Genomic DNA, 24206 nt, shown 5'->3' on the forward strand with positions numbered 1-24206 from the left:
AAACTTCTCACTGCCGCGTTGTTTAGCGTCAGGAGAACTGGGGAACGTTGCGGGTATGGGAGGAACCGGAACGTTGAAGGCGGTCCTGTTTGACCGCGATGGAACACTCGTTGTCGATGTGCCGTACAACGGCGATCCGCAGCTGGTGCGGCCCATGGCCGGCGCCCTGGAAGCACTGGACAGAGTCCGCGCGGCGGGCCTGGCCACCGGAGTGTTAAGCAACCAGTCAGGCGTGGCCCGCGGGCTGCTGACCCTGGACCAGGTGGCATCGGTGAACCGCCAGGTGGAGCAGCTGCTGGGCCCGTTCGACGTGTGGGAAATCTGCCCCCATGGACCGGAAGACGGCTGCGCATGCCGCAAGCCCGCTCCCGGAATGATCCTGGCCGCGTGCACCACTTTGGACATCGCGCCGGAAGAGATTGCCTTCATTGGCGATATCGGCTCCGACATCGAGGCTGCCACGGCTGCCGGCTCCCGTGGAGTGCTGGTGCCCACGCCTGTGACCCGGCAAGAGGAGATCGACGCTGCAGGGCTGGTGGCCATGGACCTGGGCCACGCCGTGGAACTGCTTCTCGCAGGGACGCCGGAAGAACAGGGCGCCCCTGCATGAGCCGCGTCCTGGTAGCCCGTTTGGACAGCATGGGTGACGTCCTTCTCTCAGGGCCCGCCCTGCGTGCTGTGGCGAACGGAAACCGTTCCGACGGCAGCCGGCCCAACGACGTCGTCCTCCTCTGCGGCCCGGACGGGGCAGCCGCCGCAGGGATGCTGCCAGGGGTGACCCAGGTGCACACGTGGGCGTCGCCCTGGATAGTGAATCCGGCCCCGCCCGTAACCGGGGAAATGTCCAACGGACTCATTGATTTCGTCCGCAGCTCCCGCATCCAGGAGGCCGTGATCCTCACGTCCTTCCACCAATCTCCGCTCCCGCTGGCGTTGCTTCTGCGGCTCGCCGGGGTCACGAAAATCACCGGCGCATCCACGGACTACGCCGGCTCCCTCCTGGACGTCCGCCTGAAACCTGGCGAGGACTTCCCCGAAGACCAGCCGGAAACCGTGCGTGCCCTCACCATCGCCGAAGCCGGCGGCTACGTCCTGCCCAACGGTGACGACGGCAAACTGCGCATCACCCCGGGCCCGGACCATGAGGGATTGGCGGATGAACTGGCTGAAGCGGGACCCTACATCGTGGTCCACCCGGGCGCTGCGGCACCGGCCAGGGCCTGGCCTGCACTGCACCATGCGGCAACCGTGGAATTGCTCGAAGCCTACGGTCACCGGGTGGTGGTCACGGGCGGCCCCAGCGAAGCGTCTCTCACGGCAACGGTGGCCGGCCCTTCTGCCAGGAACCTCGGCGGCGGAACCAACCTCCGGACGCTGGCGGCGATACTGGCCGGGGCCGCCGTCGTAGTGACCGGAAACACCGGGCCCGCCCATCTGGCGGCAGCGGTTGGAACCCCGGTGGTGTGCTTGTTCGCGCCTGTGGTCCCGGCCATCCGTTGGGCTCCTTACGGCGTCCCCTTGGAGCTGCTGGGTGACCAGGACGCTGCCTGCAAGAACTCCCGTGCCCGCATTTGTCCCGTCCCCGGCCACCCATGCCTGAGCTCCGTAACCCCGGAACAGGTGGTCGAAGCGGTGGAAAGGCTCCTGGGAGGCATCTCCTCCCTGACCAGCCGGCGAAAGGTGTGGAAACCATGAGGATCCTGGTGTGGCACGTCCACGGCGGGTGGATGGAGGCTTTCGTCCGCGGCCGGCATGAATACCTGCTTCCGAAAACGTCCGACGGCGGCGCCTGGGGGTTGGGGCGTGGTGGCCGTGACTGGCCAGCCGCGGCTCAGGAAGTGGACCTGGCCGGACTCGACCCGGACAGTGTGGACGCAGTGGTCCTGCAACGCCCCGAGGAAATCGCGGCAGTGGCGCGGATTCTGGGACGCCGGCCGGGTGTCGATCTTCCAGCGGTGTACCTGGAACACAACACCCCCAAAGGCGACGTTCCGTTCACGCTGCATCCGTTGGCGGACCAGAGCAGCATACCGGTGGTCCACGTGACCTACTTCAACCAGCTTTTCTGGGACACGGGCTCGGCAAGCACCACGGTCATTGAACACGGCATCCCGGATCCTGGCCATCTCTACACCGGCGAGCTGGAAGAAATGGGTGTGGTGGTCAACGAACCCGTCCGGCGCGGCCGCGTCACCGGAACGGACCTGCTCCCGGGATTCGCGGGCGTGGGGCCTTTGAGGGTCTTCGGAATGGGCGCCGAAGCACTGCCCCGGGAACTGGACCTGGAGAGCCTTGGGTTCGGCAACGACAGACTCCGGATCTCCGGAGACCTGCCCGCCCGGCAACTCCACGGGCAGCTGGCCCGCTGCCGCCTCTACCTGCATCCCCTGCGGTGGACCTCGCTGGGCCTGGCGTTGCTGGAAGCCATGCACCTGGGCATGCCCGTACTGGCCCTGGCCACCACCGAAGCGGCCCGGGCGATACCGCGCGGAGCAGGCTTGGTCTCCAACGACGTCGGCGAACTCCAAAGGTTCGCAAAGCGGTTGCTGGATGACCCCGAGGACGCGTACGCGATGGGGATCGTCGCGAGGGAGGCTGCCTTGGAACGGTACGGTCTGGGCAAATTCCACCGGGCCTGGGACGAACTCCTGGCCGGGCTGCCCGTCGGCCGCCACACAGCCGCCAGCCATGACACCAGCGCCAGCCATGACACCAGCGCGAGCCATGACACCAGCGCCAGCCATGACACAGAGAGGACGCACCCATGAAAATCTCCATGGTTTCCGAACACGCCAGTCCGCTGGCTGCCCTGGGAGGCGTTGATGCCGGAGGACAGAACGTCCACGTTGCGGCACTCTCCTCGGCCTTGGCCGACCGTGGCCATCAGGTCACGGTGTACACCAGGCGCGACGATCCCGGACTGCCCGCAAAGGTGCAGGTTGGTCCGGGACTCACCGTGGTCAACGTTGACGCGGGTCCGGCCAAAAGGGTTCCCAAGGACGAACTGCTGCCTTTCATGGGCGAGTTGGCGGACGGAATCTGCGCCGATTGGGCGGGCCAACTGCCGGACGTGGTCCATGCCCACTTCTGGATGTCCGGCCTCGCGGCAATCCAAGCATCGCGTCGGGCGGGAGCTGCCGATCCCGTGCCCGTGGTCCAGACCTTCCACGCGCTGGGCTCGGTCAAACGAAGGCACCAGGGGGCCGCAGACACCAGCCCGCCCGCCCGGCAGTGGCTGGAACCCTGGGTGGGCCGCACCGCTGACTGGGTGATCGCCACGTGCCCTGACGAGGTCTTCGAACTCAAAGCCCTGGGCATCAGCCGGTCAAAAATCTCCATCGCGCCCTGCGGCGTGGACCTCAACCTCTTCACAGGAACGTCCGACGCCGAGCCCAAGTCCCGCACGCACCGCATCCTGAGCGTGGGTCGCCTGGTGCAACGCAAGGGAGTGGACCTGATCATCCAGGCCCTGCCCCTGCTGGCCGAGGCCGGCTTCAACGACGTGGAGCTGCTGATTGTTGGTGGTTCCGGGGACGCCCTCAATCTCGAAGAGGATCCCGAAGCCCAACGGCTCAGGTCCTTGGCCAAAGAGCTCGGCGTTGAGGACAAGATGACCATGCGCGGCCAAGTGCCCCGTGGTTCCATGCCCGCGATTTTCCGCAGCGCGGATGCCGTGGTCTGCGCGCCTTGGTACGAGCCGTTCGGCATCGTTCCCCTCGAGGCAATGGCTTGCGGCGTGCCCGTGGTGGCTGCAGCGGTGGGCGGACTCCGGGAAACGGTCGTGGACCAGAAGACAGGACTGCATGTCCCGCCCAAGGATCCCGAAGCCCTTGCCGAAGCACTGGCCAGGTTGCTGGGAAACCCGGAACTTCGTGCTGACATGGGCCGCGCCGGTGCCCGCCGGGCACGTTCCCGGTACTCCTGGGAACGCATCGCCGCGGACACCGAGAAAGCGTACAGATCTGTTCTGGCTGCCGGGTTGTCGCGGCAAGCCGATGACGTCCTGGAACCACTGGAAGGAACGGCGCTGTGACCTTTGAAAGCCGTGTGACTACCGAGTCCGTGCTCCCGGGCCGCGTACCCGACGCCCTGCCGGGGCCTTGGGTCATCGATCCCGGCGATCCCACCCACAACACCGAAGTCACCCGGCACTTGGACAACGTCCTCCCCGCGTTGGAGTCCTTGCGCTCGCAATCGCACCGGCTGTCCGGGTGGGGAACGGAGCTGGCAGCCAGGCTGCTGTCCGGGCAGCGCCTTCTGGCGGCGGGCAACGGCGGATCAGCGGCGGAAGCCCAGCACTTCACGGCCGAATTGGTGGGCAGGTTCGACGACGAACGGGCGCCCTTCTCCGCGATCTCCCTCCACGCCGAGTCATCCGCGGTCACCGCACTGTCCAACGACTACGGCTATGAGGAAGTGTTCGCGCGCCAAGTCAGGGCCCACGGCCGGGCAGGTGACGTACTGATGCTTCTGTCCACCAGCGGACGCAGTCCCAACCTGCTCAAAGCTGTCCGTGCGGCGCGTGACCGCGGCATCGTTACCTGGGCCCTCACCGGCCCTGGCCCCAACCCGCTCGCCGACGCCTGCGACCAAGCCGTCACAGTGGACGCCATCGCAGCCAACGCGCAGGAAGGCCACCTCATCGCGGTCCACGCCGTGTGCCGGGCCTTTGACGCGGAGATCGCACGGCGTGCCGGCACTCAGGTGGGTGGCCGACCATGAAGATCACGGTTGTTGGCGATCTGCTCCTGGATGTCGACATCAACGGTGCCGCCACCCGGCTGAGCCCCGACGCGCCGGTGCCGGTGGTCGACGTCGCGGACGTCCGGCGTCGGGCGGGTGGCGCCGGGCTGGTCGCCTCCGTGCTGGCGCGCGACGGCCATGACGTTACGCTGGTTACCGCGCTGGCGGACGACGACGGCGCAAGCCACCTCAGGCGCGCACTGGCTGGTGTTTCCGTGCTCGCCGGAGCCCCGATGGCTCCCACGCCCACCAAGACCCGGGTGCGGATCGGAACGCATCCGATGGTCCGGTTCGATCAAGGATGTTCACCGGCCCCCGTCCCGTCCAGTACCGGGGAGATGCTCGGAGCCATCGTGTCGGCGGACGCCGTGGTGGTGGCAGATTACGGGCGGGGAATCACCGCGAACCCGGCTATCCGGGCGTCGCTCGCGGAAGCTGCCCGGCATGTTCCGGTGGTGTGGGATCCGCACCCCGCCGGTTCGGTCCCCGTGGCGGGAGTGTCCGTGGTGACACCCAACTTTGCCGAAGCACTCGCCTTTGCCAAGGCCGCAGGCCTGGAGGGGAACCACCTTGGGGCCGAAGTTGCCGGGCGGTTCCTGCTGGACGCGTGGGGAAGCGCGTCCGTGCTGGTGACGAAGGGCGAGGACGGCGCCGTCCTGCTCGCGGCGGGCGCTCAGCCGCAGGGCATTTCGGCCCCGAAGACCCACGTCAGCGATCCCTGTGGTGCCGGCGACCGTCTTGCCGGGAGCCTCGCTGTTTACCTGGGCAAAGGACTGGGCCCGGCGGAAGCTGCCGCGCGGGCCGTGGGGGACGCTTCAGCATTCCTGGCCGCCGGCGGTGCGGCCGCGCTCGCAATGGTGGTGGACGAAACAGCGGTCCAGGTGGCGCCCGTGGCGGGACCCGTCGTCGAACCCAAGGGTCTGGAACTGGTGGATAGCGCCGACCTCCGCCAGGACGGAGTCCGCCTGGCCCGATCCACCCGCGAAGCCGGAGGCACCGTAGTGGCCACGGGTGGATGCTTCGACCTCCTCCACGCGGGCCACGCCCGGACGCTGGCAGCGGCGCGAAGCATGGGCGACTGCCTGATCGTGTGCCTGAACTCGGACGAATCCGTCCGGCGGCTCAAAGGCGCGCATCGGCCCATTGTCAGTGTGGAAGACCGTGCCGAGTTGCTGCTGGCGCTCGAATGCGTTGACGCGGTGGTGGTCTTTGACGAAGACACCCCCGAAGCCTGCCTCCGCGGAATCCGGCCCGATATCTGGGTCAAAGGTGGCGACTACACCCCCGAAGAATTGCCGGAAGCCCGCGTCCTTGAGGCGTGGGGAGGGCGCTGTGTCACAGTGCCCTTCCATCCGGCACGCTCCACCAGCGGCCTGGCTGCAGCCCTTGCCAAGGTCAGCTGACCATCAGCAGGATCAACGAAAGGAACCGCATGAACACGCAAACACCTGGACGCGTCATCGTCACCGGAGGCGGCTCCGGCCTTGGCGCTGCGATCGTTGAGGCCATCCGCGACGCCGGCGGCACGCCGTTCGTCTTTGACCGGGATGTCAGCAACGTCTCGGGGGCCAAAGCCCTGGAAGTGGACGTCTCCGACCGGCAGGCCGTGGAATCGGCCGTCAAGGAAGTCGCCGAAAGCCTGGGTGGCCTGGACGGAGTGGTCACTGCCGCAGGGATCGACCGCTGCGGAAAGCTGGGCGACGTTCCGGCCGAGGAATGGGAAAAGGTCATCGGAGTCAACCTCCTGGGAACGGTCTCCGTGGTCCGGGCAGCCCTGCCGTACCTCAAGGGATCCCGCGGCCGGGTCATCACCATCGCCTCCACCCTTGGCCTTCGGGCACTGCCGGACGCCACCGCGTACTGCGCGTCAAAGTTCGGCGTGATCGGTTTCAGCCGCGCACTCGCGGCCGAAACCGGGGGAGTCATCGGGGTCACCACCATCATCCCGGGTGGCATGAAGACCCACTTCTTCGATGACCGCGACGAACAGTACAAGCCGCAGGACGACTCCAAGCTCAACGATCCCGCCAATGTGGCGCAGGCCGTGGTGTTCGCCCTCTCGCAGCCGTTCGGCAGCGAGGTCCGCGAACTCCTTATTTGCCCCGCAGAAGAAGGCTCGTGGCCGTAAGGTCCAGCACGTCCTGAACAACGTCGGCCACGGCGATGCCCCTGATGAGGGTGTCGTCGTGGCCGCAGTGCGGAGCCGTCCAGCCGACCTGGGTGATGTCCGCCCCGCAACGAGGGCAGCGAGTCACCCAGGACATGTGGACGCGGTGCATGGCCCGCCCGCGCGGGCCGGCATTGATGGCGTTGCCCAGCCAGAAGACCCCCACAGTGGGAGTGCCAAGTGCTTGTGCCAGGTGCCGTGGGCCGCTGTCGCTGGCCAGCATTACCGACGCCTCTGCCAGCAGGGCCGCCAGATCTCCGACGTCGAGCTCGCCGGCCACGGACGTCACGGCCTGCCGATGGGACTCCGTGAGCTGCCGCCGGGCCAGCCCGGCAACTTCCTGGGCCAACGCCTTTTCCGAGCTGTCGCCGACGACCAGCACCTGCGCCCCTTCCGCCGCGATGCCCGCCGCAGCTTCGGCAAAGTTCGACGCCGGCCACCGCCTTCGCGGATCGGTGGCACCCGGGTGGACCACCACCAGCGATGACCGCAGAGGGTCCCTTAACCCGGCAATGTTCTGCCGGTGCCCGTGCTTGGGGAGCAGGACAGCGGGGACACCGCCGGGTGCCCCGGCCAGGCCGGCTACTTCCAGCCAGCGCTCCGGTTCGTTCTGGTAGTAGACGTAGTCCAGGTTCCGCTCCAGATGTTCGGCGTCCTTGGTGCGCGTTCCGGCCGTGTGCCGCGCCCCCAGCCGGAGCAGGAAGGGGTTGGAAAACCGGCCACCACCGTGCATCTGGAGCGCAAGGTCGAACTCCCAGGCCCGCATCGCCTCAAAGAAGGCTTCCTGGGCGGCCGTGTCCTCAGCATCGTCCTCGAAGTGCTCGCCGTTGCGGGGACCGTCGTGGACGCCGCGCGCCACCGGAAGCAATTCGACGTCGTCTACCGGACCGTCCGTAGCGGCGGCCAGGGCTGCGTGCACGGGCGTGCCCAGCAGCGTGACAGTGGCCTGCGGATAGGCGCTTTTCAGTGCATTCAGGGCGGGGTAGGTGTAGATCAAATCGCCCAGTCCGCCGCCCCTGAGCACCGCGATCCGCTGGACTCCACGGAACTTTTCCAGCACGGGCCCCATTCCGGGACACAAACGAACATCCATGAGCGGTTTCTTTCTTCAAGGTAGCGAAAACTCCCGGGTCCGGCGTGTGAAGCGCGTGCCGCGGGGTACCTGTCGGGAACAGGAACATGCCGTTCTACCGGAAGGTACCCCATGGCACGCCTATCCAATCAAGAAGGCCTGGCTGACTGGTTGCCGGGCCGTTTGGCCGAGGAACGCCCTGTCGTGACGGTCATCGGCGACTCCATCCTTGACGGTTGGTGGGAGGGAACCATCGAAAGGTTCTGCCGCGAAGCCCCCGCTCCCGTAGTCCAGGTCCAGCGCCGCGACTTCGCTCCCGGCGGTGCTGCCAACACCGCGATGAACCTCGCAGCCTTGGGCGCCGAGGTGCGCTTCGTGTCGTTGATCGGCGAGGACGCTGCCGGGGCAACACTGGCCGCCGCCCTCGAAGCAGCAGGAGTCGACGTTTCCCACATGGTCCGGCACCCTGCCATGACCACCACTACCAAGTTCCGGGTGAGCAGCGCCGGGCAAGTGATGTTGCGGCTGGACGATGCCGCCACGGAAATTCCCGACGCGGGCCGTGGGGAAATGGCCGCCGCAGTGCCGGAGGCCCTTCGTGGCTCCGCTGCCGTGGTGCTGTGCGACTACGGCGCAGGGGCACTGGAAGGCCCGGTGCGCAGTGCGATCCTGGATCACTTGGCCCCCGGCGTTGACGGCGGTGTACCGGAGCCCCGGCAGGACACGCTTGTTGTGGTGGATGCCCACAACCCAGCGGACTGGGCCGGACTCAGACCGGACCTGGCTACCCCCAACGCCCAGGAAGCGGCAAGGCTGATCGGTGCGGAATTCCCGGGCGGTGCCGCCCGGTGCCCCTTCGTGGAGGCGCACACGGACCAGCTCCTTCGCGCCTCAGGTGCGGCCGCCGTCGTCGTGACCCTGGACCGGGAGGGGACGCTGACCATCCGTCCTGACAGCACGCCAACGGAACCGGCGACGCACCGCACCTGGGCCCGGCCGCAGGCGGAGAAGCAGGCCTCCGGAGCCGGCGACACGTTCGTCGCCGCCCTGACCCTGGCACGGGCGGCAGGCTTGCCCCTGACCACCAGTGTGGATCTGGCACAAGCGGCCGCCGACGTCGTGGTCCACAGGCCGGGAACCTCTGTCTGCACCACCAGCGAACTCACCAAACACCTCAGCGGCTTCGCGGACACGGCGTTGACGGACACAGAGCTGGCTGCGCACATCCAGGAGCACCGCAGGGAGGGACGCAGGATAGTGCTCACCAACGGCTGCTTCGATGTCCTCCACCGCGGCCATACCCGCTACCTGAACCAGGCCAAGCAGCTGGGCGACGTGCTGGTGGTGGCACTGAACAGCGACTCCTCAGTACGGCAACTCAAAGGTCCCGACCGCCCGGTCAACCACGAAGCCGACCGGGCCGCCGTCATCGCCGCCCTGAGCTGCGTCGACCATGTGACCATTTTCGATACCCCCACGCCGATCCCGCTCATCGAACTCCTGCAGCCTGATGTCTACGCGAAAGGCGGGGACTACACCCCGGAAATGCTCCAGGAGACGGAAGCCGTGGAAAGCTACGGCGGCACGGTGACCATCCTGGACTACGTGCCCGAGCATTCCACCACAGCGGTGCTCGAACGCATCCGCTCAAGCGGCGAGAACCATGAAGGCTGAGGAACCACGCATGCGCATTGCGATCATCGGAGCCACCGGACACGGCGGAACGGAACTGCTCAAACGGCTGCAGAAGGCGCGTTCCGAAGAGGGCGCGGACCTGGAACTTGTGGGCGTGGCACGCCGGGAACCGGATCCGGATGCCGCCCCCTACCACGGGGTGGAGTGGCACACCCTGGACATCGGCTCGCCCACGGACCAACCGGCACTCGAAACTGCCCTCGCCGGGGCCGACGCCGTGGTTCATCTGGCCTGGCTCATCCAGCCCAACCACGACAGGGAACTGCTGCGACGCACCAACGTGGAGGGCACGGCCAACGTCCTGGCCGCCGCGCGCAAAGCCGGGGTGGGGCACTTTGTCTGCGCTTCCTCCGTGGGAGCCTACTCGCCGGCGCCGAAGGACCAACGCACCAAGGAAGGCTGGCCCACTGGCGGTATCCGCAGCTCGCACTACAGCGCGGACAAAGCGGAGCAGGAACGCCTCCTGGACGAGTTCGCCAAAGAGAACCCGGACATTGTGGTGGCCCGCCTCCGCCCGGCTTTGATGTTCAGCTCCGGAGGCGGAAGCGAAGTGGGCCGCTACTTCCTCGGCCGGCTCCTGCCCCTGTTGGTTCCGCGTAAGCCATGGCTCCCGGTGCTGGCCCTACCCAAAGAGTTGGTGTTCCAGGCCGTACACACGGCGGACGCCGCGGATGCGTACTGGCGGGTGTTGGAGCACAAGGCCGAGGGCGCCTACAACATTGCCGCCGAACCGGTGATAGACCCCAACGCGCTCGCATGGATCTTCAAGGCCAGGCGTTTGCTGCCGTTCCCGCTCGCGGTGCTTCGCGCCGTCGTCGAGGCCACGTGGCGTTTGCGCCTGCAGGTGACCGACGGCGGCTGGGTGGACATGGCGGCCAACGCGCCCATCATGGATTGTTCCCGTGCGCACAGCCTGCTGGGCTGGTCGCCGAAGCATTCTTCGCTGGAGTCCCTGGCAGAGATGCTGGAGGGAATCGGAGCGGGCAAGGGCCGGACGGGGTCGCCCCCGCTGAGGTCGCGCTGAGGTAGATCCAGCCCTATTCCGACGACAGCACCACGGTCAGGATCCGGCGCAGGCTCATGGCCACGGAAGCCGGTGCGTTCACGGGTGCCTGGCCCGCCGCAGCCTCGGCCACGGCGTTGCTCAGGGCGGTGATGCTGTCCTTCGCATCAGCCATGCGTCTGGTCAGCTCGCCGGATTCCCCGTCCCGCCAATGGTCCACAACGGAGGCCACGGCTTCCAAAGACTCCGAAAGGTAGCCCACCACAGCATCCGGGATGACTGTTCCGGCGCCTTCTTCCCAGATGGCACTTGCCAGGACGTCGGTGATGTCCTGGACGTGGAAAGTGAGCCGTTCGAGGGTCCGCAAACCTGAGAGATCGGCCGGCAGGCGGGTCGCACGACGCCGGGACCTGGGATTCGCCTTGGCGCTCAGTTCCGCTTGGTGCACCGCTGTCCGCACCGCGGCCGCAGTGAGGGACAGTTCGTCGCTGCGGCTCGCCCATGCTTCGTGGTTGGGCGGCCAAGACTCCTCCATGGCCTTCGCCATGTCTTTGAGCTGCCGTGAAAGTGCTTCCTGGTGGCCGGCGATCGCGGGGTCGATGTCGTCCAGGTGCAGGGGCGGAACCACCAGCCAGTTGACGGCGAACCCCACGGCGACGCCCAATGCCATCTGCAGGACGTACGCGAAGGAGAACCCCTCCGTGTTCGAGTCGCCCAACACCAGGACGAACAACGCAGCCATGGGAATCCATTCAGAGGCACTTCCCAGCCGGGGCAGACCGCCGATCAGCACGCCAAGTCCCACGACCAGGGCGACGGCAAAGGCTGTTGGTGCGGTGACCGTGGTGATGGCGAAGGCCATGCCGATACCCAGCACCAGGCCGGCCAGGCTCTGGAGTCCGTGCTTGGCGGAGTCCGCCACGGTGGGGTGCATGCTGACCAAGGCACCCAGGGGCGCGTAGTACGGGTATTCAGCGGCGGGGCCGGGCATGAAGGGGGCGATGTACCAGGCCAATCCAGCAGCGATGGCTGTTTTGGCGGCGAACAGGAGTCGATGGCGTGTGACGGTTTTACGCAGCGCGGGAATCAGCCGTCGCCTGGAGGGCATGGGGCTCATCAATCCAACGGTCGCAGGTATGTGCCCTGGTGTCGAGCGGAGAGCGCTGAACGTGAGCGGAACCATGATTACTGGATTCATGTGATTAGAACCACGGCATCCGGGTACACACCCATTGATAGTAACGATGCTTACTATTCCGGCTGCTGTCCGCAGCCTGCCAACTGTGGAAAGAGAGCAACAATGACTGAGCGCCAATCGCCGCAGGACGGAAGCTTCGCGGCGCCGAGAGGCGGAGCCCACGCAGGGACCGAGCCTTTTTCCGGAAGCTACCTGGACTCGCCGGACGTTGAAACCGATGCCACGTTAACAACTGGTTCCGCAGGTTCCGGTACCGGATCTGCGGATTCCGGCACCGTTGAAACTGCCAAGCAAGAGGCCGCGGGTGTGGCCGGAGCCGTCGGTGACGCGGCCAGCGGAGTGGTGGACACCGCCAAAACCGAGGCCGGCCACGTAGCCCGTGAGGTCAAGGTGAACGCCCGCCAGCTGCTCACCCAGACCAAGGGTGAGCTTGCCGATCAGGCCCAGGTCCAGCAGCAGCGCGTTGCCGAAGGGCTGCGCTCCATCTCTGACGAACTGTCGACCATGGCAAATTCCACCCAGGACGGCGGCGTTGCCACGGATCTCGTCCAACAGGCTGCCCAGCGGTCTTCATCCGTTGCGCAGTGGCTGGAAGGCCGCGATCCCGGTTCGCTGCTCGACGAGGTCAAGGGCTTCGCCCGCCGCAAGCCAGGGACGTTCCTCCTGTTGGCCGCCGGAGCCGGTGTCCTTGCAGGTCGACTGGGCCGTGGCATGGCCGGTAACGCCTCCGACGCCGCCTCGGCGCAAAGCACGACGCCGGCAACCACCCCCCGCGCGGAGTACTACCCCTCTTCCGGCGGAGCGGTAACGCCTCCGGCCGTGGATCTGCCCGGACCGCAGGCAACCACTGCAGGATACGGCTCGGCAACCACCGTGGGAACTCCCGGAACGCCTGGGTACGACGCCGGAACCACCGGAGGCTTCGAAGGCTCCACGCTCCCGTACCCGGAGACCGAAGCCGGTGGGATCAAGGCCCAGGGCGATCCGCTCGCGGGCCCGCTTGATCCGGACAACCCCCAGTACGGAGGTAACCGATGAGCAGTCCCACCGATTTGCCCCCCACCGCGGCCCACGAGAAGGCGGAAAACCTGCCACTCGGCGAGCTGCTGGGCGACCTGACGCGTGACGTTTCGACGTTGATGCGCCAGGAAGTGGAGCTGGCCAAGGTGGAACTCAAGGAGTCCGCCACCAAGGCAGGGAAGGGCGCCGGACTGCTGGGCGGAGCTGCCTACGCCGGCCACATCACGGTGCTGTTCCTGTCCATAGCCCTCTGGTGGGCCTTGGGCCAGCTCGTTGGACTCGGGTGGTCCGCGGTCATCGTCGCGGTCATCGGGGGAATCGTCGCTGCTGTCCTGGCGGTCAAGGGCCGCAAGGAACTGAACACCATCAAAGGCATGCCCCGGACCGCTGAGACGGTCAAGGAAATACCACCCGCTTTGAAACCCAATACTGAGGAGACACGATGACGCAGAACCCCGACGCCCTGCGCGCGGACATTGAAGAAACGCGCCGCCGGCTCAGCACCAACGTTGATGCCGTGGCTGACAAAGTCACGCCTTCACACATCGTCAACCGCCGGGTGGACAAGATCAAGACAGCTGTTTTCGGCGCCCGCGACGACGTCCAGGACCGGACAAGCACCGCCGCCCACCAAGCACAGGACACTGTGTCCGGAGTGGTTTCGGATATCGGCGATGCCCCGCAGGCCATCACCCGCAAGGCCCAGGGCAGCCCTGTCGCCGCAGGGCTGATTGCTTTCGGCGCCGGGCTTCTGGTCTCCTCGCTGTTCCCCGCGTCTGAAAAGGAGCGCGAAGCAGCGCAGGCAGTCAAGGAAGCAGCCCAGCCGCTGACCGATGAGCTGAGCCACGCGGCACAGGAAGTCGCGGAGCACCTTCGCGAGCCCGCCCAGGACGCCATGCAGAACGTCAAGGACAGCGCCACGGAAGCTGCTGCCAACGTCAAGGATGAAGGCCAGGCCGCGGCCGCCGACGTCCAGGACCGGGCAGAGACAGCCAAGGACAACGTCAGCAACCAGTAAGCAGGCCTGCAACCCGGGAAGGGGACAGCAAACGTCGCAGTGCATCCTCATTGCGACGTAAGTTGTCCCCTTTCCGGGTGTCAGCGCACTTCGAGGATCATTTGCAGCAGCCGCGCAGCAGCCGGGCGTGCTGCGTGCTCTTCGGCCCATTGCGCGCGGGCCAGTGCCTTGCTCACAGCCTGCGTAGTGATACCCAGTTCCTGGGCAACGGCTTTTTGCTGGCCCCGGACTCCGGGCGTCAGCAGGTCCAGCACCCGCCACTCCGCAGCGCTGCGGTGTTGAACAATATGGCCAAGAAGCCGCAGTACGGCTTCTGCTTCGGAAGCCAGGGCGGCCAGAGGGCCGTCCACCGCGACGGGTATCCGCTCCTTGCTGGACCGCAGCCTGTCCACGGCCCGTCTGGCATATACCAGCCCGTGGCCTGAGGCGTCTTTCACCAGGTTGGGCAGCGGCTCATTGATGGGGCCAACACCAATTCCCACATACCACTGGCCGGTCCGGAGCGCGATCAAGGCGGTCTCCACGGCCTGGTGGCTGGACTCCACGATGCCCTGTACCTCATCCTCAACCGAGCGGTCGAAATCCAGGCGGGCAGGAATGTGCCGCAGGTCCTTGAGCAACTGCGGCACAAGATCGCCGTCGCGGCGGCTGTCGCGCTGGTTGATGGTGAGAGTGAACATAGTGGATCACATGCTACCGGCTGGTAGCAGCTCTGCAAGGGCACAATTCCCCTGTTACTTGCTTCGTGACGGGCTCCGCGAACGTCCGGCAGCTCAGTCCAGGGCGGTGGGTCCAGTCAGTACGACGGCGGCCAGCGCACCTGCCGCTGGACGGCCGGCGCCGGGTGTGTCGGAATCGCGCATGGCTCCTTGGATGGCCTTCACCAGCGGGGCCGGATCCTCGTTCGCGGCGAAGACCCAGAACGTATCGCGGGCCTGGAACACTACTGCGTTCCTGCCGCCCGCACCCAGCGAGACCTTGTTCCTTGCCACCAGGCGCCTGTCCGGATCAGTGTTGTCGGCGGTAGTCACGGCCTTGAGCGTCCCGGGCGCGATCGCGTTCCAAGGAAACACCAGCAGGGTGCTCTTTTGCGAGTACTTGGCCACGATTCCCCCGTCAAAGACCAGGAGTTTCCGGAAACTGCCCAGCAGGGTCATGGACCACAGCACCAAACCGGTGAGGGCGCTGGCGGCAATAAAGAGCAGGGGATCACCGAAATGTCCGGCCTCCCGGGTGGAGCGGAGCGGGCTGACGAACTCGGCGATGGTTCCAAAGAGGAAGCCAACCAGCAGGCAGGGAATCAGCGCCTTCCAGTAGATGCGCCGCGAAGAAGCGACATACCGGAGTCGCCCCAGCCCGGGTCCAAGCCGGCGCTCAACACGTCGTACCAGCCAGTTACGGCCGCGCATCCGGGCGCTGGCCATAGAGGTTGGGCAGGTTTTGCTGTTGTGCCGAGGCCGCTTGCTCCGCGGCAACGGCTTTGGGATCCGGGACCGGCTGCTGGCCTTTGGCGATGCCGGAGCGCCGGTCCATGGCAGCAAACTTGGGATCCCAGGTGTCATCTCCGCCGCCGCTCAGTGCAGCAGCGATAACCATCACCACGAAGAACGGGAAGAACGACCAGCAGATGGCGCGCCATCCCCCCAACCAGGCACCCGCCGTCGTGCCGTTCTTGATCCGCACCGAGCGCATGCCTGCAGCGGCGTCACCGACGCTGCCCACAGTTCCCCAGATCATGCCGTAGATGAACAGACCCACGAACCACAGGACGACGTACAGGGTCAGCCAGAAGCCGTCATTGAACCCGAGCGTCGAGCCGTTGTTCATCATGGACTCACGGACCACTGCGGCGATGGCTGCCAGGATGACGTAGCCCACCAGGAACACGACCGCATCCAGCACGCGGCCCCAAAAGTGGGCTGCTCCGGATGCCTTGACGAAGTACGCGCCCGTGTCGGGGTGGCGGCTTACGGCACGTCCGGTGAGGGGGTCCACCATGCCGGTTGCGGTTGTGGGCTTCGTAGCGCTCATGAGGGGCTTTCGGTTCGACGGCGGGTTGCGGCTTGGTTGCGGGAGATCAGGCCAGCCCGGCAAGTCCGCCCAGGACGCGGGCCAGGGACGGGGCCGATGTTTCCTTCAGTTCGAAGGAAACGCCCTCGCCCTGCTCCGGAAGGCCGGGCTCCTGCGAGCCCTCCACGCGAGGCGTCAGGACGTGGACGCCGGACGGGCCGGTGTAAACGGTGACGGTAGGAAATTCATTGGTGTCGGAGTTGAACGCAACAACGTTGCTTGCGGCCTGCGTATCGGCCAGGGCCGTGGCGGCATGGGCTTCGAACTGGGCTTCCGTGTACACCGCAGGGTCCGAGTCGCGGGCGGCCGCGTGCTCGGGATCCACGAATTCGGCGAGGCGCTGTACCAGTTGATCCCGGGTGACAACGGTGAAGCCGTGAAGGCCGCCTTCGTCCACTTCCTCCAGCAGGACGCCCTCGTCGTGGACGTAGCCGTACAGCCAGCGCTTGCCGGTGGAGACGGTCCGTTCAACGGAAACAACGTTGCTGCCGCTGCGGCGAAGGGTCAGGGCGCCGGTGATTTCCTCCGTGGCGTGCAAACGGGAGGGTTCCGTTTCGCCTTCAAAGATCACCGGGTATACGAGTTCCTTGGCGAGCAGCCCGCGCAAGGCCACGGCGCACATGATGTCCTTGTTGGCGTCCTGGGCTGAAAGCCACGGCAATGCCACCAGTTGCTCGTGCTGGACGCCGTCCAGTGCCACGACTTCCTCATCGGTCAGCGTGGGCAGGGGCGCTCCGATGGCGCTGGCTGATGCCAGGACCTTGGCTGCGGCCTGGACATCCCGTTCGGTCCAATTCATGGTGCTCGTTGTCATCCGAATATCCCTCCGACAAAGTTTCCGACCGACTTGGCGGCATTACTGACTCCGTCTGCCACCTTACTGCCTACATCCTTGGCGAAATTGCCCACTTCCTTGGCGCCGTCGGCAATGTAACTGCCGGGGTTGCGGGCAAAGTTGGAGATGGAATCCCAATTGTCAGCCACCAGGTTGCCCAGCGCCCACGCTCCGGCAACCAGCCCGGCACCAATGACGATCGGCGCACCGATGGGACCCAGAAGGGCCGCGCCGCCGGCCGTCATGAGCATGATGCTGCCCACGCCGCCCACCACGGACAGCCCGCCGGCAACCCTGTCGCCGGTTCCGCGCCAACCGTCGTGCTGGGGGCTGATCATGTCGCTGATGCCGCCCACGATGTTCAGTGGTGCAGCGACAGCCCCGGCGATCCGGAGCCCCTTGGAGAACTTGCTCGCCTCCTGGAATGCCGTGCTGTACGGGATGTTGGCTTTGAGGTCGGTGATGACGTCCGTGACCTTTTCGCCGTTGCGCAGCGCGGTGATGCCGTCCCGCAGCACGCTGCCACCGGCGCGCCAGTTGGTCAGGATCTCTTTGGTCTGCCCGTACCGCAGGTGCCGGGGGATGACGTTTCCGGCGGCGTCCGGCTTGACCGGAAGGAGGTACTTGAAGGCCGTCCACAGCGGAGCAGCTACACCTTTGGCGCCCATGGCGGTGTCGTAGACATCCTTGAGGACGCCCACCGACGTGCCCGAGCCGTCATTGTGGCTGGCGAATTCCTGCTGGTTGGCGTGCTTCTTCAGCTGGCTCGCGTTTTCCCGGAGCATGTTGGCGGCCTTGACCAGGCTCTGCCGGTGCTGGCTGTTCCAGTCACCCTTGAAGACAGTGGCGTCGCGGCCCTGCCAGGCTGTCGTGGAATTGATCGCGTTGGACAGCTGCGTGCTTTGCAGGCTGATGGCGTCGGCGGCTTTGCCCATCACACCCGCCAGACTGCGAAGTTGCGCGATATCCGCGCCGTAAAACCCAGCCATATGGAACCCCCTGTGTGCAAGCATCGAAAAGTCTCGTCCCAGCCTAGGGGGCCGGCCAAGCTCCCGCGATGGGTAGTCATGCCCATCAAAGCAACGCGGGGTCACTTATGGCCCATGTTCGACTCCCGAATGGGCCATAAGTGACCCCGCGTTGCTTTAAAAGCACGACGGCGGTTGGTGGGGTTCCAGAGGAACTCCGCCAACCGCCGTCGTGGTCTGCGTTAGTGGCCTGCGGCCGGAACGTAGCGCTTGATGGAGGCTTCCAGCTCGGCTTCGGCGGCGGCGCGGTCGCCCCAACCCTCGGCCTTGACCCACTTGCCGGGCTCCAGGTCCTTGTAGCGGGTGAAGAAGTGCTCGATTTCCTTGATCAGGAATTCGCTGACGTCGCTGACTTCCTGGATGTGGTCGAAGCGGGCGTCAACGGGAACGCAAAGGACCTTGGCATCTCCGCCGCCGTCGTCGGTCATGTTGAAGACGCCGATGGGGCGGGATTCAACGATGACGCCCGGGTGGAGGTCGAAGTCCTGCAGGAGCACCAGTGCGTCCAGCGGGTCGCCGTCCTCGCCCAGGGTGTTCTCGAAGAAACCGTAGTGCGTGGGGTACTGCATGGAGGTGAACAGGACGCGGTCCAGGCGGACACGGCCGGTTTCGTGGTCAACTTCGTACTTGACGCGCGATCCCTTGGGGATCTCGATGGTCACGTCGTGCTTCATGGAATGCTCCTTGACGGGTGAGGGTGGGGCGTTGCTCCGCCGAAGCGGCCGCCACGGGTGACGGTGCCTCAGGCAGGCTGCTTAGCCCGGGGCTGGCGGCAGGCAAAAGTACAGCCGGTGCCGCCGACTACTATTGAGGATATAGCGAGAGGCCCGGGTTTCTTGAACCGGCGGGGACATTTCAGGACTGACAGGACCAAGCAACTTCCATGATGGGCGTTAAAAACGGGGGTTCCCGGAAGAGGGTGCCCACGGTGTGGGGGCGCTTGATGTGGCCGGTGCTGTTGGCAGTTGTCCTGCTCTGTGTCGGCGCCGTCGTGGTGTCCGGAATGGCGCCCGGGTTGTTCAGTGCTCCCCGGCCTTCGCCGTCGATCCCCGCGTGGCAGCAGCAACCCACGCAACTGTCCGGCTCCAGCGCGCTGCTGCCCCTGGATGACAAAGCGCCCGTCCCCCTGCCGTCCGAAGTGTCCCGGCTCCTGGACGGGACCCTGAAACCAGATGGCGCGGGCAACATCAGCGGCATGGTCATCGACGCCATCACGGGGAAGGTCCTGTTCGACCGCGACGCCAACGCCAACAGGATCCCGGCGTCCAACATGAAATTGTTGACCGCCGTGGCCGCCCTGAAGGCACTCGGGCCTGACGCGCGGTTCACCACCAGGGTTCTCGGATCCGACAATCCCTCCACAGTGGTCCTGACCGGCGGCGGGGACGTGCTGCTGGGTGCGTCCGCTTCGGACCCTTCCGCCATTCTTGGACGTGCCGGCCTGGCTTCCCTGGCCGCGGACACTGCGGCAGCCCTGGCCGCAGCGGGCGTGCAGGGCCCCATCACGGTGAAGGTGGACGACTCCCTCTTCACCGGACCGGCCCTGAACCCGGCCTGGAGCCTCGACGACGTGGCGGCCGGCGAAACCGCTCCCTTGTATTCCCTCGCGCTGAACTCCGGACGCTATTCACCCGGCGTTCAAACAGGTCCCAGGCCCCAGGACTCTGCCATGACCACCGCCCAGGCTTTCGCGGAGCAGTTGGCGGCGGCCGGCGTCATGGTGAGTCCCGGCGTCGAACGCGCCAAAGGCCTCCCCACCAAAGTCCTGGCCACCGCTGAATCCGCCACGGTCAGCGAGCAAGTGGACCTGATGCTGGAGACCTCCGACAACTTCCTGGCCGAGGCCCTGGGGCGGATGACCGCTGCCGCCAGCGGCAAGGAAACCACGTACGACGCCGCCACTGCAGCCGTGCGGCAAAGGCTGGGGGAGTTGGGTATCGCCACGGACTCAATGCAGCTGGCCGACGTTTCGGGACTGGCGTTGGAGAACCAGGTCAGTGCCCGGCAGTTCGCCGAGGTCGTCCGGGCCATCACGAGTGGTCCGGATCCTGCGCTTCGTTCAGCCCTGGACGGTTTTCCCGTTGCGGGACTCACCGGCACCCTCAACGACAGGTACGGCGACGCCAGCACCGCCGGGGGAGCGGGACTGGTCCGCGCCAAGACCGGAACCCTCAACACCGTCATCGCCCTGAGCGGTTATGTGGTGGATGCGGACGGACGGCTCCTGGTGTTCTCCTTCATAGGCAACGGACTGGACCCCGGTGCGGCCGGCAACAAAGTGGCCATGGACCGATCCGCGTCCGTACTGGCCTCCTGCGGCTGCCGGGGCTGAAAGCTCCGCGTCCAGCGAACTTAAGGGTTCACTGTCAGCCACGTGTGGTGTGATGGACCGTATGGTGTCATCTGCCCGCGAATCGTCAGCAGGGGCCCAGTCCCTGATCAATTGGGATCTGGCCGCCGCTACGGCTGCCCGGCTTGCCCCCTCCGGCCCTGAGCTCAGCGCCGGGGAAATCGGCAAGGCGGTAGAGAACCTGCGCTTCAACGCGGATATCTCCGTGCCCCACGTGCACGACATCACAGGGCTGGACGCCGCGCGGGACCTGCGCGATTCCCATGTCCTGGTGGTGGACCGGGCCTCGTGGTCCAAGGCCAATACCCAGAGTTTCTCGGTGATGCTCCAGCCTGCGCTGAAGAAGATGCTGGAAAGCCGCAGCGGGGTTGCCATGACACCGGCGGCAGCTGCAACCAGCGGGGCCATCACCGGAACCCAGCTCGGCGCCGTACTGGCCTTCCTCTCCAGCAAAGTGCTCGGCCAGTATGACCCCTTCGCTGCCCTGGCACCCGATTCCACTGTGCCCCCGGGCGGCCGCCTCCTGCTTGTGGCGCCGAACATCATCTCCGTGGAACGCGAACTCAACGTCCACCCGGACGACTTCCGCCTCTGGGTGTGCCTCCACGAGCAAACGCACCGCGTCCAGTTCGCGGCCGCACCCTGGCTCAGGCACCACATGCTCGACGAAATCGAGAAACTCAGCGGTAACCTCCTGGGCAACATGGACTCCCTCGTTGAACGGGCCGGCGCAGTGGCCAAGTCCCTCCGGGACCGCAACCCCACAGAGAAGACACCGGGCCGTGGCGCCATTCTGGACCTCCTGCAGAATCCCGAAGAAAAAGCGTCCCTCTCCCACATCACCGCTGTCATGAGCCTCCTCGAGGGCCACGCCAACGTCGTGATGGATGCCGTCGATTCCAGCATCGTCCCCTCCGTGAAGACCATTCGCCAGCGCTTCAACGACCGCGGCAAAGACCGGGGCGTTGTGGAGAAGTTCATCCGCAACCTCCTCGGCCTGGATGCCAAGATGCGCCAGTACACCGACGGCGCCAAATTCGTCCGCGAAGTTGTTGCCGTGGCCGGGATGGAAGGCTTCAACAAGGTCTGGGAATCCGCCGAGTACCTGCCCACCGAAGAAGAAATCCACAACTCCCGGCTGTGGCTAGAGCGGATGGGCCTTTGAGCCTTCCGGCCGGTTCCGGTGCTGGTTCAGGTTCCGGTGTGGGTTCAGCAGGCAAAGGACGACGCCGGCCCGGACGACTGGCGCCAGTCGTCGGCAAAGCACGGAAACAGTTGCAGAACGCCCTCGCCGCTGCCGGGTACCCCGCGCGGGTGCTCGTGGCCTGCAGCGGAGGTCCGGATTCCCTGGCGCTCGCAGCCATTGCAGCCTATTTCGGCAGGCGCGGCCACGTAGAGGGGCATCCGGTGTCCGTTGCCGCCGTCGTGGTTGACCATCAACTGCAGGACGGATCGGCGGAAGTAGCTGCCAGGACCGCATCTGTTTTGCGCGAGCTGGGGCTTTCTCCCGTGGAAGTGCGGACAGTGGACGTCGCAGCAACCGGGTATGGCCCCGAGGCCGCAGCGCGGGACGCCCGGCATGCGGCCCTTGAATCCGCCGCCGATGACCTGGGGTGTGATGCGATCCTGCTCGGCCATACCTTGGATGACCAGGCTGAACAGGTGCTCCTGGGCCTGGCCCGGGGTTCCGGGACACGCTCCTTGGCGGGCATGCGCCCTGCCCGCGGCCGGCTTCTCCGCCCATTCCTCGGTCTCCGCCGCCAGGAAACAGTGGAGATCTGCGACGTCGAGGAACTGGACCCCTGGCACGATCCGAGCAACGCCGATCCCGCCTTCGCCCGCTCCAGGACACGCGTGGAAGTCATGCCGGTCCTCGAAGAAAAGCTTGGGCCCGGGGTGGCTGAATCCCTGGCCCGGACTGCGGCGATCCTTCAGCAGGATGCGGATTTCCTCGAGGATTTGGCCAACGAGACCTATCTCTCACTCGTCCATCGTGAGGATGGGGGCGTCTGGCTGCCGGAGGATACCGTCCGCGGACTTCCGCCGGCGCTAAGGTTCCGGGTCATCGCCAAGGCTGCAGCCGACGTCGGGGGTCAACAACCCGGGTACGGTCGGCTTCAAGCCGCGGAAGCCCTGCTGCGCAGGCAGGGGTCGGCCGGGCCCGTGCAGCTTCCCGGCCACGTCAGCGTTTCACGTCTGTCCCTCAGCGATCTGGCGCAGGAAAGGACCGTTTCCGCGGGCGCTCCGCCGGCGGATGCGACCGGTGATTCGGCCAACGCCGGTCCCCGCGAAGCCGCGCGCTGTGGGAAGCTAGTATTCCGGCATCAGAAACCGTCCCAGCAGTAGCCGCACCCGAGCATCAAAACAGGAGCCATTGGTGGATTCAAACGACGTCCAGGCAGATCTCAAGCACGTTCTTTACACCAAAGAGCAGATCCAAACGCGTATCGCGGAACTCGCAGCGCAGATCGACAAGGACTACGAAGGCCGCGACATCCTCATTGTCGGGGTCCTCAAGGGTGCGGTCATGGTCATGGCTGACCTTGCCCGCGCACTGCACAGCCACGTCAGCATGGACTGGATGGCTGTCTCGTCCTATGGCTCCGGCACCCAGTCCTCCGGCGTCGTCCGGATCCTCAAGGACCTCGACACCGACCTCATGGGCAAAGACGTGCTCATTGTTGAGGACATCATCGATTCCGGCCTCACTCTTTCCTGGCTGAAGTCGAACCTCGAATCCCGCGGTACCGCCAGCGTCGAGATCTGCACCGCTTTCCGGAAGCCGACCGCCGCCAAGGTGGAAATCGACGTCAAGTACGTCGGCTACGACATTCCCAACGAGTTCGTTGTCGGCTACGGCCTGGACTACGCCGAGAAGTACCGCAACCTCGACTTCGTGGGCACCCTGGCCCCGCACGTTTACGAGTAACCACCCGGTTCCCGCTTCGCCGCGCCACTTTCCGCCGACCGCACCTGCAACCTGGTGCTTTTGGCGGAAGGGGCGCGGCGGTGCTGCTTAAAGGGTGCGAATGGCCTGGGTGGTTGATCTTTGGCTTGGCCGGGCCTGCCGCCTCTCCGCTTGCCGGGGCTAAACTGAACCATGACCGGTGCTTCTGCCCGTCTTCTGACCTGGCTTGCCGTCATGGCGACGCTCCTCACGGCCTGCACCCCCGCCGTCGACCTCCCCGGGACCGATGCCGGCCAGCCGGTCGCGACCTCTTCCGCCATGCCGACTGCGAGCGAAACCGCCGCGGTCCCGTCTACGAACACCCAACCTCCCGCTCCGGCTGTGGCTCCAATCCCAACTGCGCCTGCCGTCCCGGCGGCGCCTCCGGCGATTCCCCAGCCGTTCGCGTTCAACCTGTACCAGGCGGGTGACTTCGTACCGCAGTACACCTTCGATTGGTGCGTTGCGGCGAGCGTCCAGATGGCCCACAACCTCATTGACGACACCGGCGGGGCTTCCTGGACCGACTCTGCGCAGCAGGGTCAATTGTGGGAGATGGCAAGGGCCAGATCATCCGATTCGTTCAACGGTGCCAACCCGTTCGGTTGGGCGCAGGTGCTGACCGAATCCGGCATGGGGCCGTACACGGTGGTGAGCGTCGCGGATTATGGCGGCGCCCTGCAAACGGCTGCGCGCGCCATGGCGGGTACCGGGCGACCGGTTGGCCTGGTCATGTGGAGCGGCCGCCACGCGTGGGTCATGAGCGGATTCGAATCGATGGGCGATCCCGCCCAGTTCCCGGACTTCAAGGTAACGGGGATTCACGTCATGGATCCGCTGTACCCATATGGCAGCGGGCAGTGGGGGCCATCGCCCGAGCCCAACAGCCTGCTCAGTCCGGAGCAGCTGGCCACGCAGTTCGTGGTCCGGGAGCCCCGACGCTGGAGCAGCGGACTCCCGACCGGCTACTTGCTGGTCCTCCCCGTCGCTGCGGCCTGAACGAACCAGCAACAAACCCTGTCCACTCGAGCCCACCGCGAGTATCCTGTGTACGCCCAGA

The 24206-nt window shown here is 66.1% G+C and carries 25 protein-coding genes; 17 read left to right on the forward strand and 8 right to left on the reverse strand.

Annotated features, from left to right (window positions below):
• Positions 1-55: 55 nt before the first annotated feature.
• Genes PV760_RS14665 through PV760_RS14695 form a run of 7 tightly spaced genes read left to right on the forward strand, consistent with a single transcriptional unit; the run spans position 56 to position 6871 of the window.
• Positions 56-610, forward strand: coding sequence for a D-glycero-alpha-D-manno-heptose-1,7-bisphosphate 7-phosphatase (locus PV760_RS14665; RefSeq protein ID WP_018778367.1), 555 nt, complete (start codon positions 56-58; stop codon positions 608-610).
• Entirely contained in the window at positions 607-1695 is a 1089-nt protein-coding gene (locus PV760_RS14670) for a glycosyltransferase family 9 protein (protein WP_354628125.1), read from the forward strand. Before PV760_RS14665 ends, PV760_RS14670 begins: the two co-directional genes overlap by 4 nt.
• Complete coding sequence (locus tag PV760_RS14675; RefSeq protein ID WP_354628126.1) at positions 1692-2768, forward strand: glycosyltransferase; 1077 nt, start codon at positions 1692-1694, stop codon at positions 2766-2768. The genes PV760_RS14670 and PV760_RS14675 overlap by 4 nt, the downstream gene beginning before the upstream one ends.
• On the forward strand, positions 2765-4033 hold the full coding sequence (locus tag PV760_RS14680) for a glycosyltransferase (protein WP_018778364.1): 1269 nt from the start codon (positions 2765-2767) through the stop codon (positions 4031-4033). Before PV760_RS14675 ends, PV760_RS14680 begins: the two co-directional genes overlap by 4 nt.
• On the forward strand, positions 4030-4722 hold the full coding sequence (locus PV760_RS14685) for a D-sedoheptulose-7-phosphate isomerase (protein WP_502921445.1): 693 nt from the start codon (positions 4030-4032) through the stop codon (positions 4720-4722). The genes PV760_RS14680 and PV760_RS14685 overlap by 4 nt, the downstream gene beginning before the upstream one ends.
• Positions 4719-6146 carry a PfkB family carbohydrate kinase gene (locus tag PV760_RS14690; protein ID WP_354628127.1) on the forward strand — a complete coding sequence of 476 codons (1428 nt, stop codon included), beginning with the start codon at positions 4719-4721 and terminating at the stop codon, positions 6144-6146. The genes PV760_RS14685 and PV760_RS14690 overlap by 4 nt, the downstream gene beginning before the upstream one ends.
• Positions 6147-6175: 29 nt before the next feature.
• Positions 6176-6871, forward strand: coding sequence for an SDR family oxidoreductase (locus PV760_RS14695; RefSeq protein ID WP_018778361.1), 696 nt, complete (start codon positions 6176-6178; stop codon positions 6869-6871).
• On the opposite strand, the gene PV760_RS14700 is transcribed toward PV760_RS14695, so the two are convergent.
• Positions 6837-8003, reverse strand: a complete 1167-nt coding sequence (locus PV760_RS14700) for a glycosyltransferase family 9 protein (RefSeq protein WP_354628128.1) — start codon at positions 8001-8003, stop codon at positions 6837-6839. The genes PV760_RS14695 and PV760_RS14700 overlap by 35 nt on opposite strands.
• A 111-nt stretch (positions 8004-8114) precedes the next feature.
• Here PV760_RS14700 and rfaE2 point away from each other — a divergent pair, with 111 nt between their 5' ends.
• On the forward strand, positions 8115-9656 hold the full coding sequence (gene rfaE2, locus PV760_RS14705; RefSeq protein WP_354628129.1) for a D-glycero-beta-D-manno-heptose 1-phosphate adenylyltransferase: 1542 nt from the start codon (positions 8115-8117) through the stop codon (positions 9654-9656).
• A gap of 10 nt (positions 9657-9666) precedes the next feature.
• Entirely contained in the window at positions 9667-10701 is a 1035-nt protein-coding gene (locus tag PV760_RS14710) for an NAD-dependent epimerase/dehydratase family protein (protein ID WP_354628130.1), read from the forward strand.
• A gap of 13 nt (positions 10702-10714) precedes the next feature.
• On the opposite strand, the gene PV760_RS14715 is transcribed toward PV760_RS14710, so the two are convergent.
• Positions 10715-11797 (reverse strand): FUSC family protein, encoded by a 1083-nt coding sequence (locus PV760_RS14715; RefSeq protein ID WP_227453624.1) that lies wholly within the window; start codon positions 11795-11797, stop codon positions 10715-10717.
• Between the two features lie 183 nt (positions 11798-11980).
• Between PV760_RS14715 and PV760_RS14720 the strand changes: the two genes are divergently transcribed.
• From PV760_RS14720 to PV760_RS14730, 3 genes are read left to right on the forward strand one after another with little or no spacing between them, the layout of a single operon-like run.
• Entirely contained in the window at positions 11981-12916 is a 936-nt protein-coding gene (locus PV760_RS14720; RefSeq protein WP_179128415.1) for a hypothetical protein, read from the forward strand.
• Positions 12913-13344 carry a phage holin family protein gene (locus PV760_RS14725; RefSeq protein WP_354628131.1) on the forward strand — a complete coding sequence of 144 codons (432 nt, stop codon included), beginning with the start codon at positions 12913-12915 and terminating at the stop codon, positions 13342-13344. Before PV760_RS14720 ends, PV760_RS14725 begins: the two co-directional genes overlap by 4 nt.
• The gene (locus PV760_RS14730; protein ID WP_354628132.1) at positions 13341-13916 is read left to right on the forward strand and encodes a DUF3618 domain-containing protein; all 576 of its coding nucleotides are present in this window, start codon (positions 13341-13343) and stop codon (positions 13914-13916) included. Before PV760_RS14725 ends, PV760_RS14730 begins: the two co-directional genes overlap by 4 nt.
• 80 nt (positions 13917-13996) lie before the next feature.
• On the opposite strand, the gene PV760_RS14735 is transcribed toward PV760_RS14730, so the two are convergent.
• The 6 genes from PV760_RS14735 to PV760_RS14760 all read right to left on the reverse strand — a co-directional run bounded on the left by PV760_RS14735 (position 13997) and on the right by PV760_RS14760 (position 18523).
• The gene (locus PV760_RS14735) at positions 13997-14596 is read right to left on the reverse strand and encodes a hypothetical protein (protein WP_018778353.1); all 600 of its coding nucleotides are present in this window, start codon (positions 14594-14596) and stop codon (positions 13997-13999) included.
• 93 nt (positions 14597-14689) lie between these two features.
• Positions 14690-15340: a hypothetical protein gene (locus PV760_RS14740; protein WP_354628133.1), complete on the reverse strand. Its 651-nt coding sequence runs from the start codon at positions 15338-15340 to the stop codon at positions 14690-14692.
• Positions 15312-15947: a hypothetical protein gene (locus PV760_RS14745; RefSeq protein ID WP_354628134.1), complete on the reverse strand. Its 636-nt coding sequence runs from the start codon at positions 15945-15947 to the stop codon at positions 15312-15314. The genes PV760_RS14740 and PV760_RS14745 overlap by 29 nt, the downstream gene beginning before the upstream one ends.
• 46 nt (positions 15948-15993) lie before the next feature.
• Entirely contained in the window at positions 15994-16800 is an 807-nt protein-coding gene (locus PV760_RS14750; protein WP_354628135.1) for a hypothetical protein, read from the reverse strand.
• A complete protein-coding gene (locus tag PV760_RS14755) occupies positions 16797-17810 on the reverse strand; it encodes a hypothetical protein (RefSeq protein ID WP_018778349.1) in 1014 nt (337 codons plus the stop codon). Before PV760_RS14755 ends, PV760_RS14750 begins: the two co-directional genes overlap by 4 nt.
• Before the next feature lie 221 nt (positions 17811-18031).
• Positions 18032-18523, reverse strand: a complete 492-nt coding sequence (locus PV760_RS14760; protein ID WP_039239147.1) for an inorganic diphosphatase — start codon at positions 18521-18523, stop codon at positions 18032-18034.
• A 212-nt stretch (positions 18524-18735) separates the two neighbouring features.
• Between PV760_RS14760 and dacB the strand changes: the two genes are divergently transcribed.
• The 5 genes from dacB (at position 18736) to PV760_RS14785 (ending at position 24145) form a co-directional block, all read left to right on the forward strand.
• Positions 18736-20181 carry a D-alanyl-D-alanine carboxypeptidase/D-alanyl-D-alanine endopeptidase gene (gene dacB / locus PV760_RS14765; protein ID WP_354628146.1) on the forward strand — a complete coding sequence of 482 codons (1446 nt, stop codon included), beginning with the start codon at positions 18736-18738 and terminating at the stop codon, positions 20179-20181.
• Positions 20182-20242: 61 nt separating this feature from the next.
• Positions 20243-21364: an Rv3626c family coenzyme F420 biosynthesis-associated protein gene (locus tag PV760_RS14770; RefSeq protein WP_018778346.1), complete on the forward strand. Its 1122-nt coding sequence runs from the start codon at positions 20243-20245 to the stop codon at positions 21362-21364.
• Between the two features lie 110 nt (positions 21365-21474).
• A complete protein-coding gene (tilS, locus tag PV760_RS14775) occupies positions 21475-22545 on the forward strand; it encodes a tRNA lysidine(34) synthetase TilS (protein WP_354628147.1) in 1071 nt (356 codons plus the stop codon).
• A gap of 31 nt (positions 22546-22576) precedes the next feature.
• Positions 22577-23128 carry a hypoxanthine phosphoribosyltransferase gene (gene hpt, locus PV760_RS14780; RefSeq protein ID WP_011772910.1) on the forward strand — a complete coding sequence of 184 codons (552 nt, stop codon included), beginning with the start codon at positions 22577-22579 and terminating at the stop codon, positions 23126-23128.
• Between the two features lie 171 nt (positions 23129-23299).
• A complete protein-coding gene (locus PV760_RS14785; protein WP_354628137.1) occupies positions 23300-24145 on the forward strand; it encodes a hypothetical protein in 846 nt (281 codons plus the stop codon).
• The last annotated feature ends 61 nt before the right edge of the window (positions 24146-24206 follow it).

It is taken from the genome of Paenarthrobacter sp. CC6, from assembly GCF_040560085.1.
Taxonomy (GTDB): domain Bacteria; phylum Actinomycetota; class Actinomycetes; order Actinomycetales; family Micrococcaceae; genus Arthrobacter; species Arthrobacter nicotinovorans.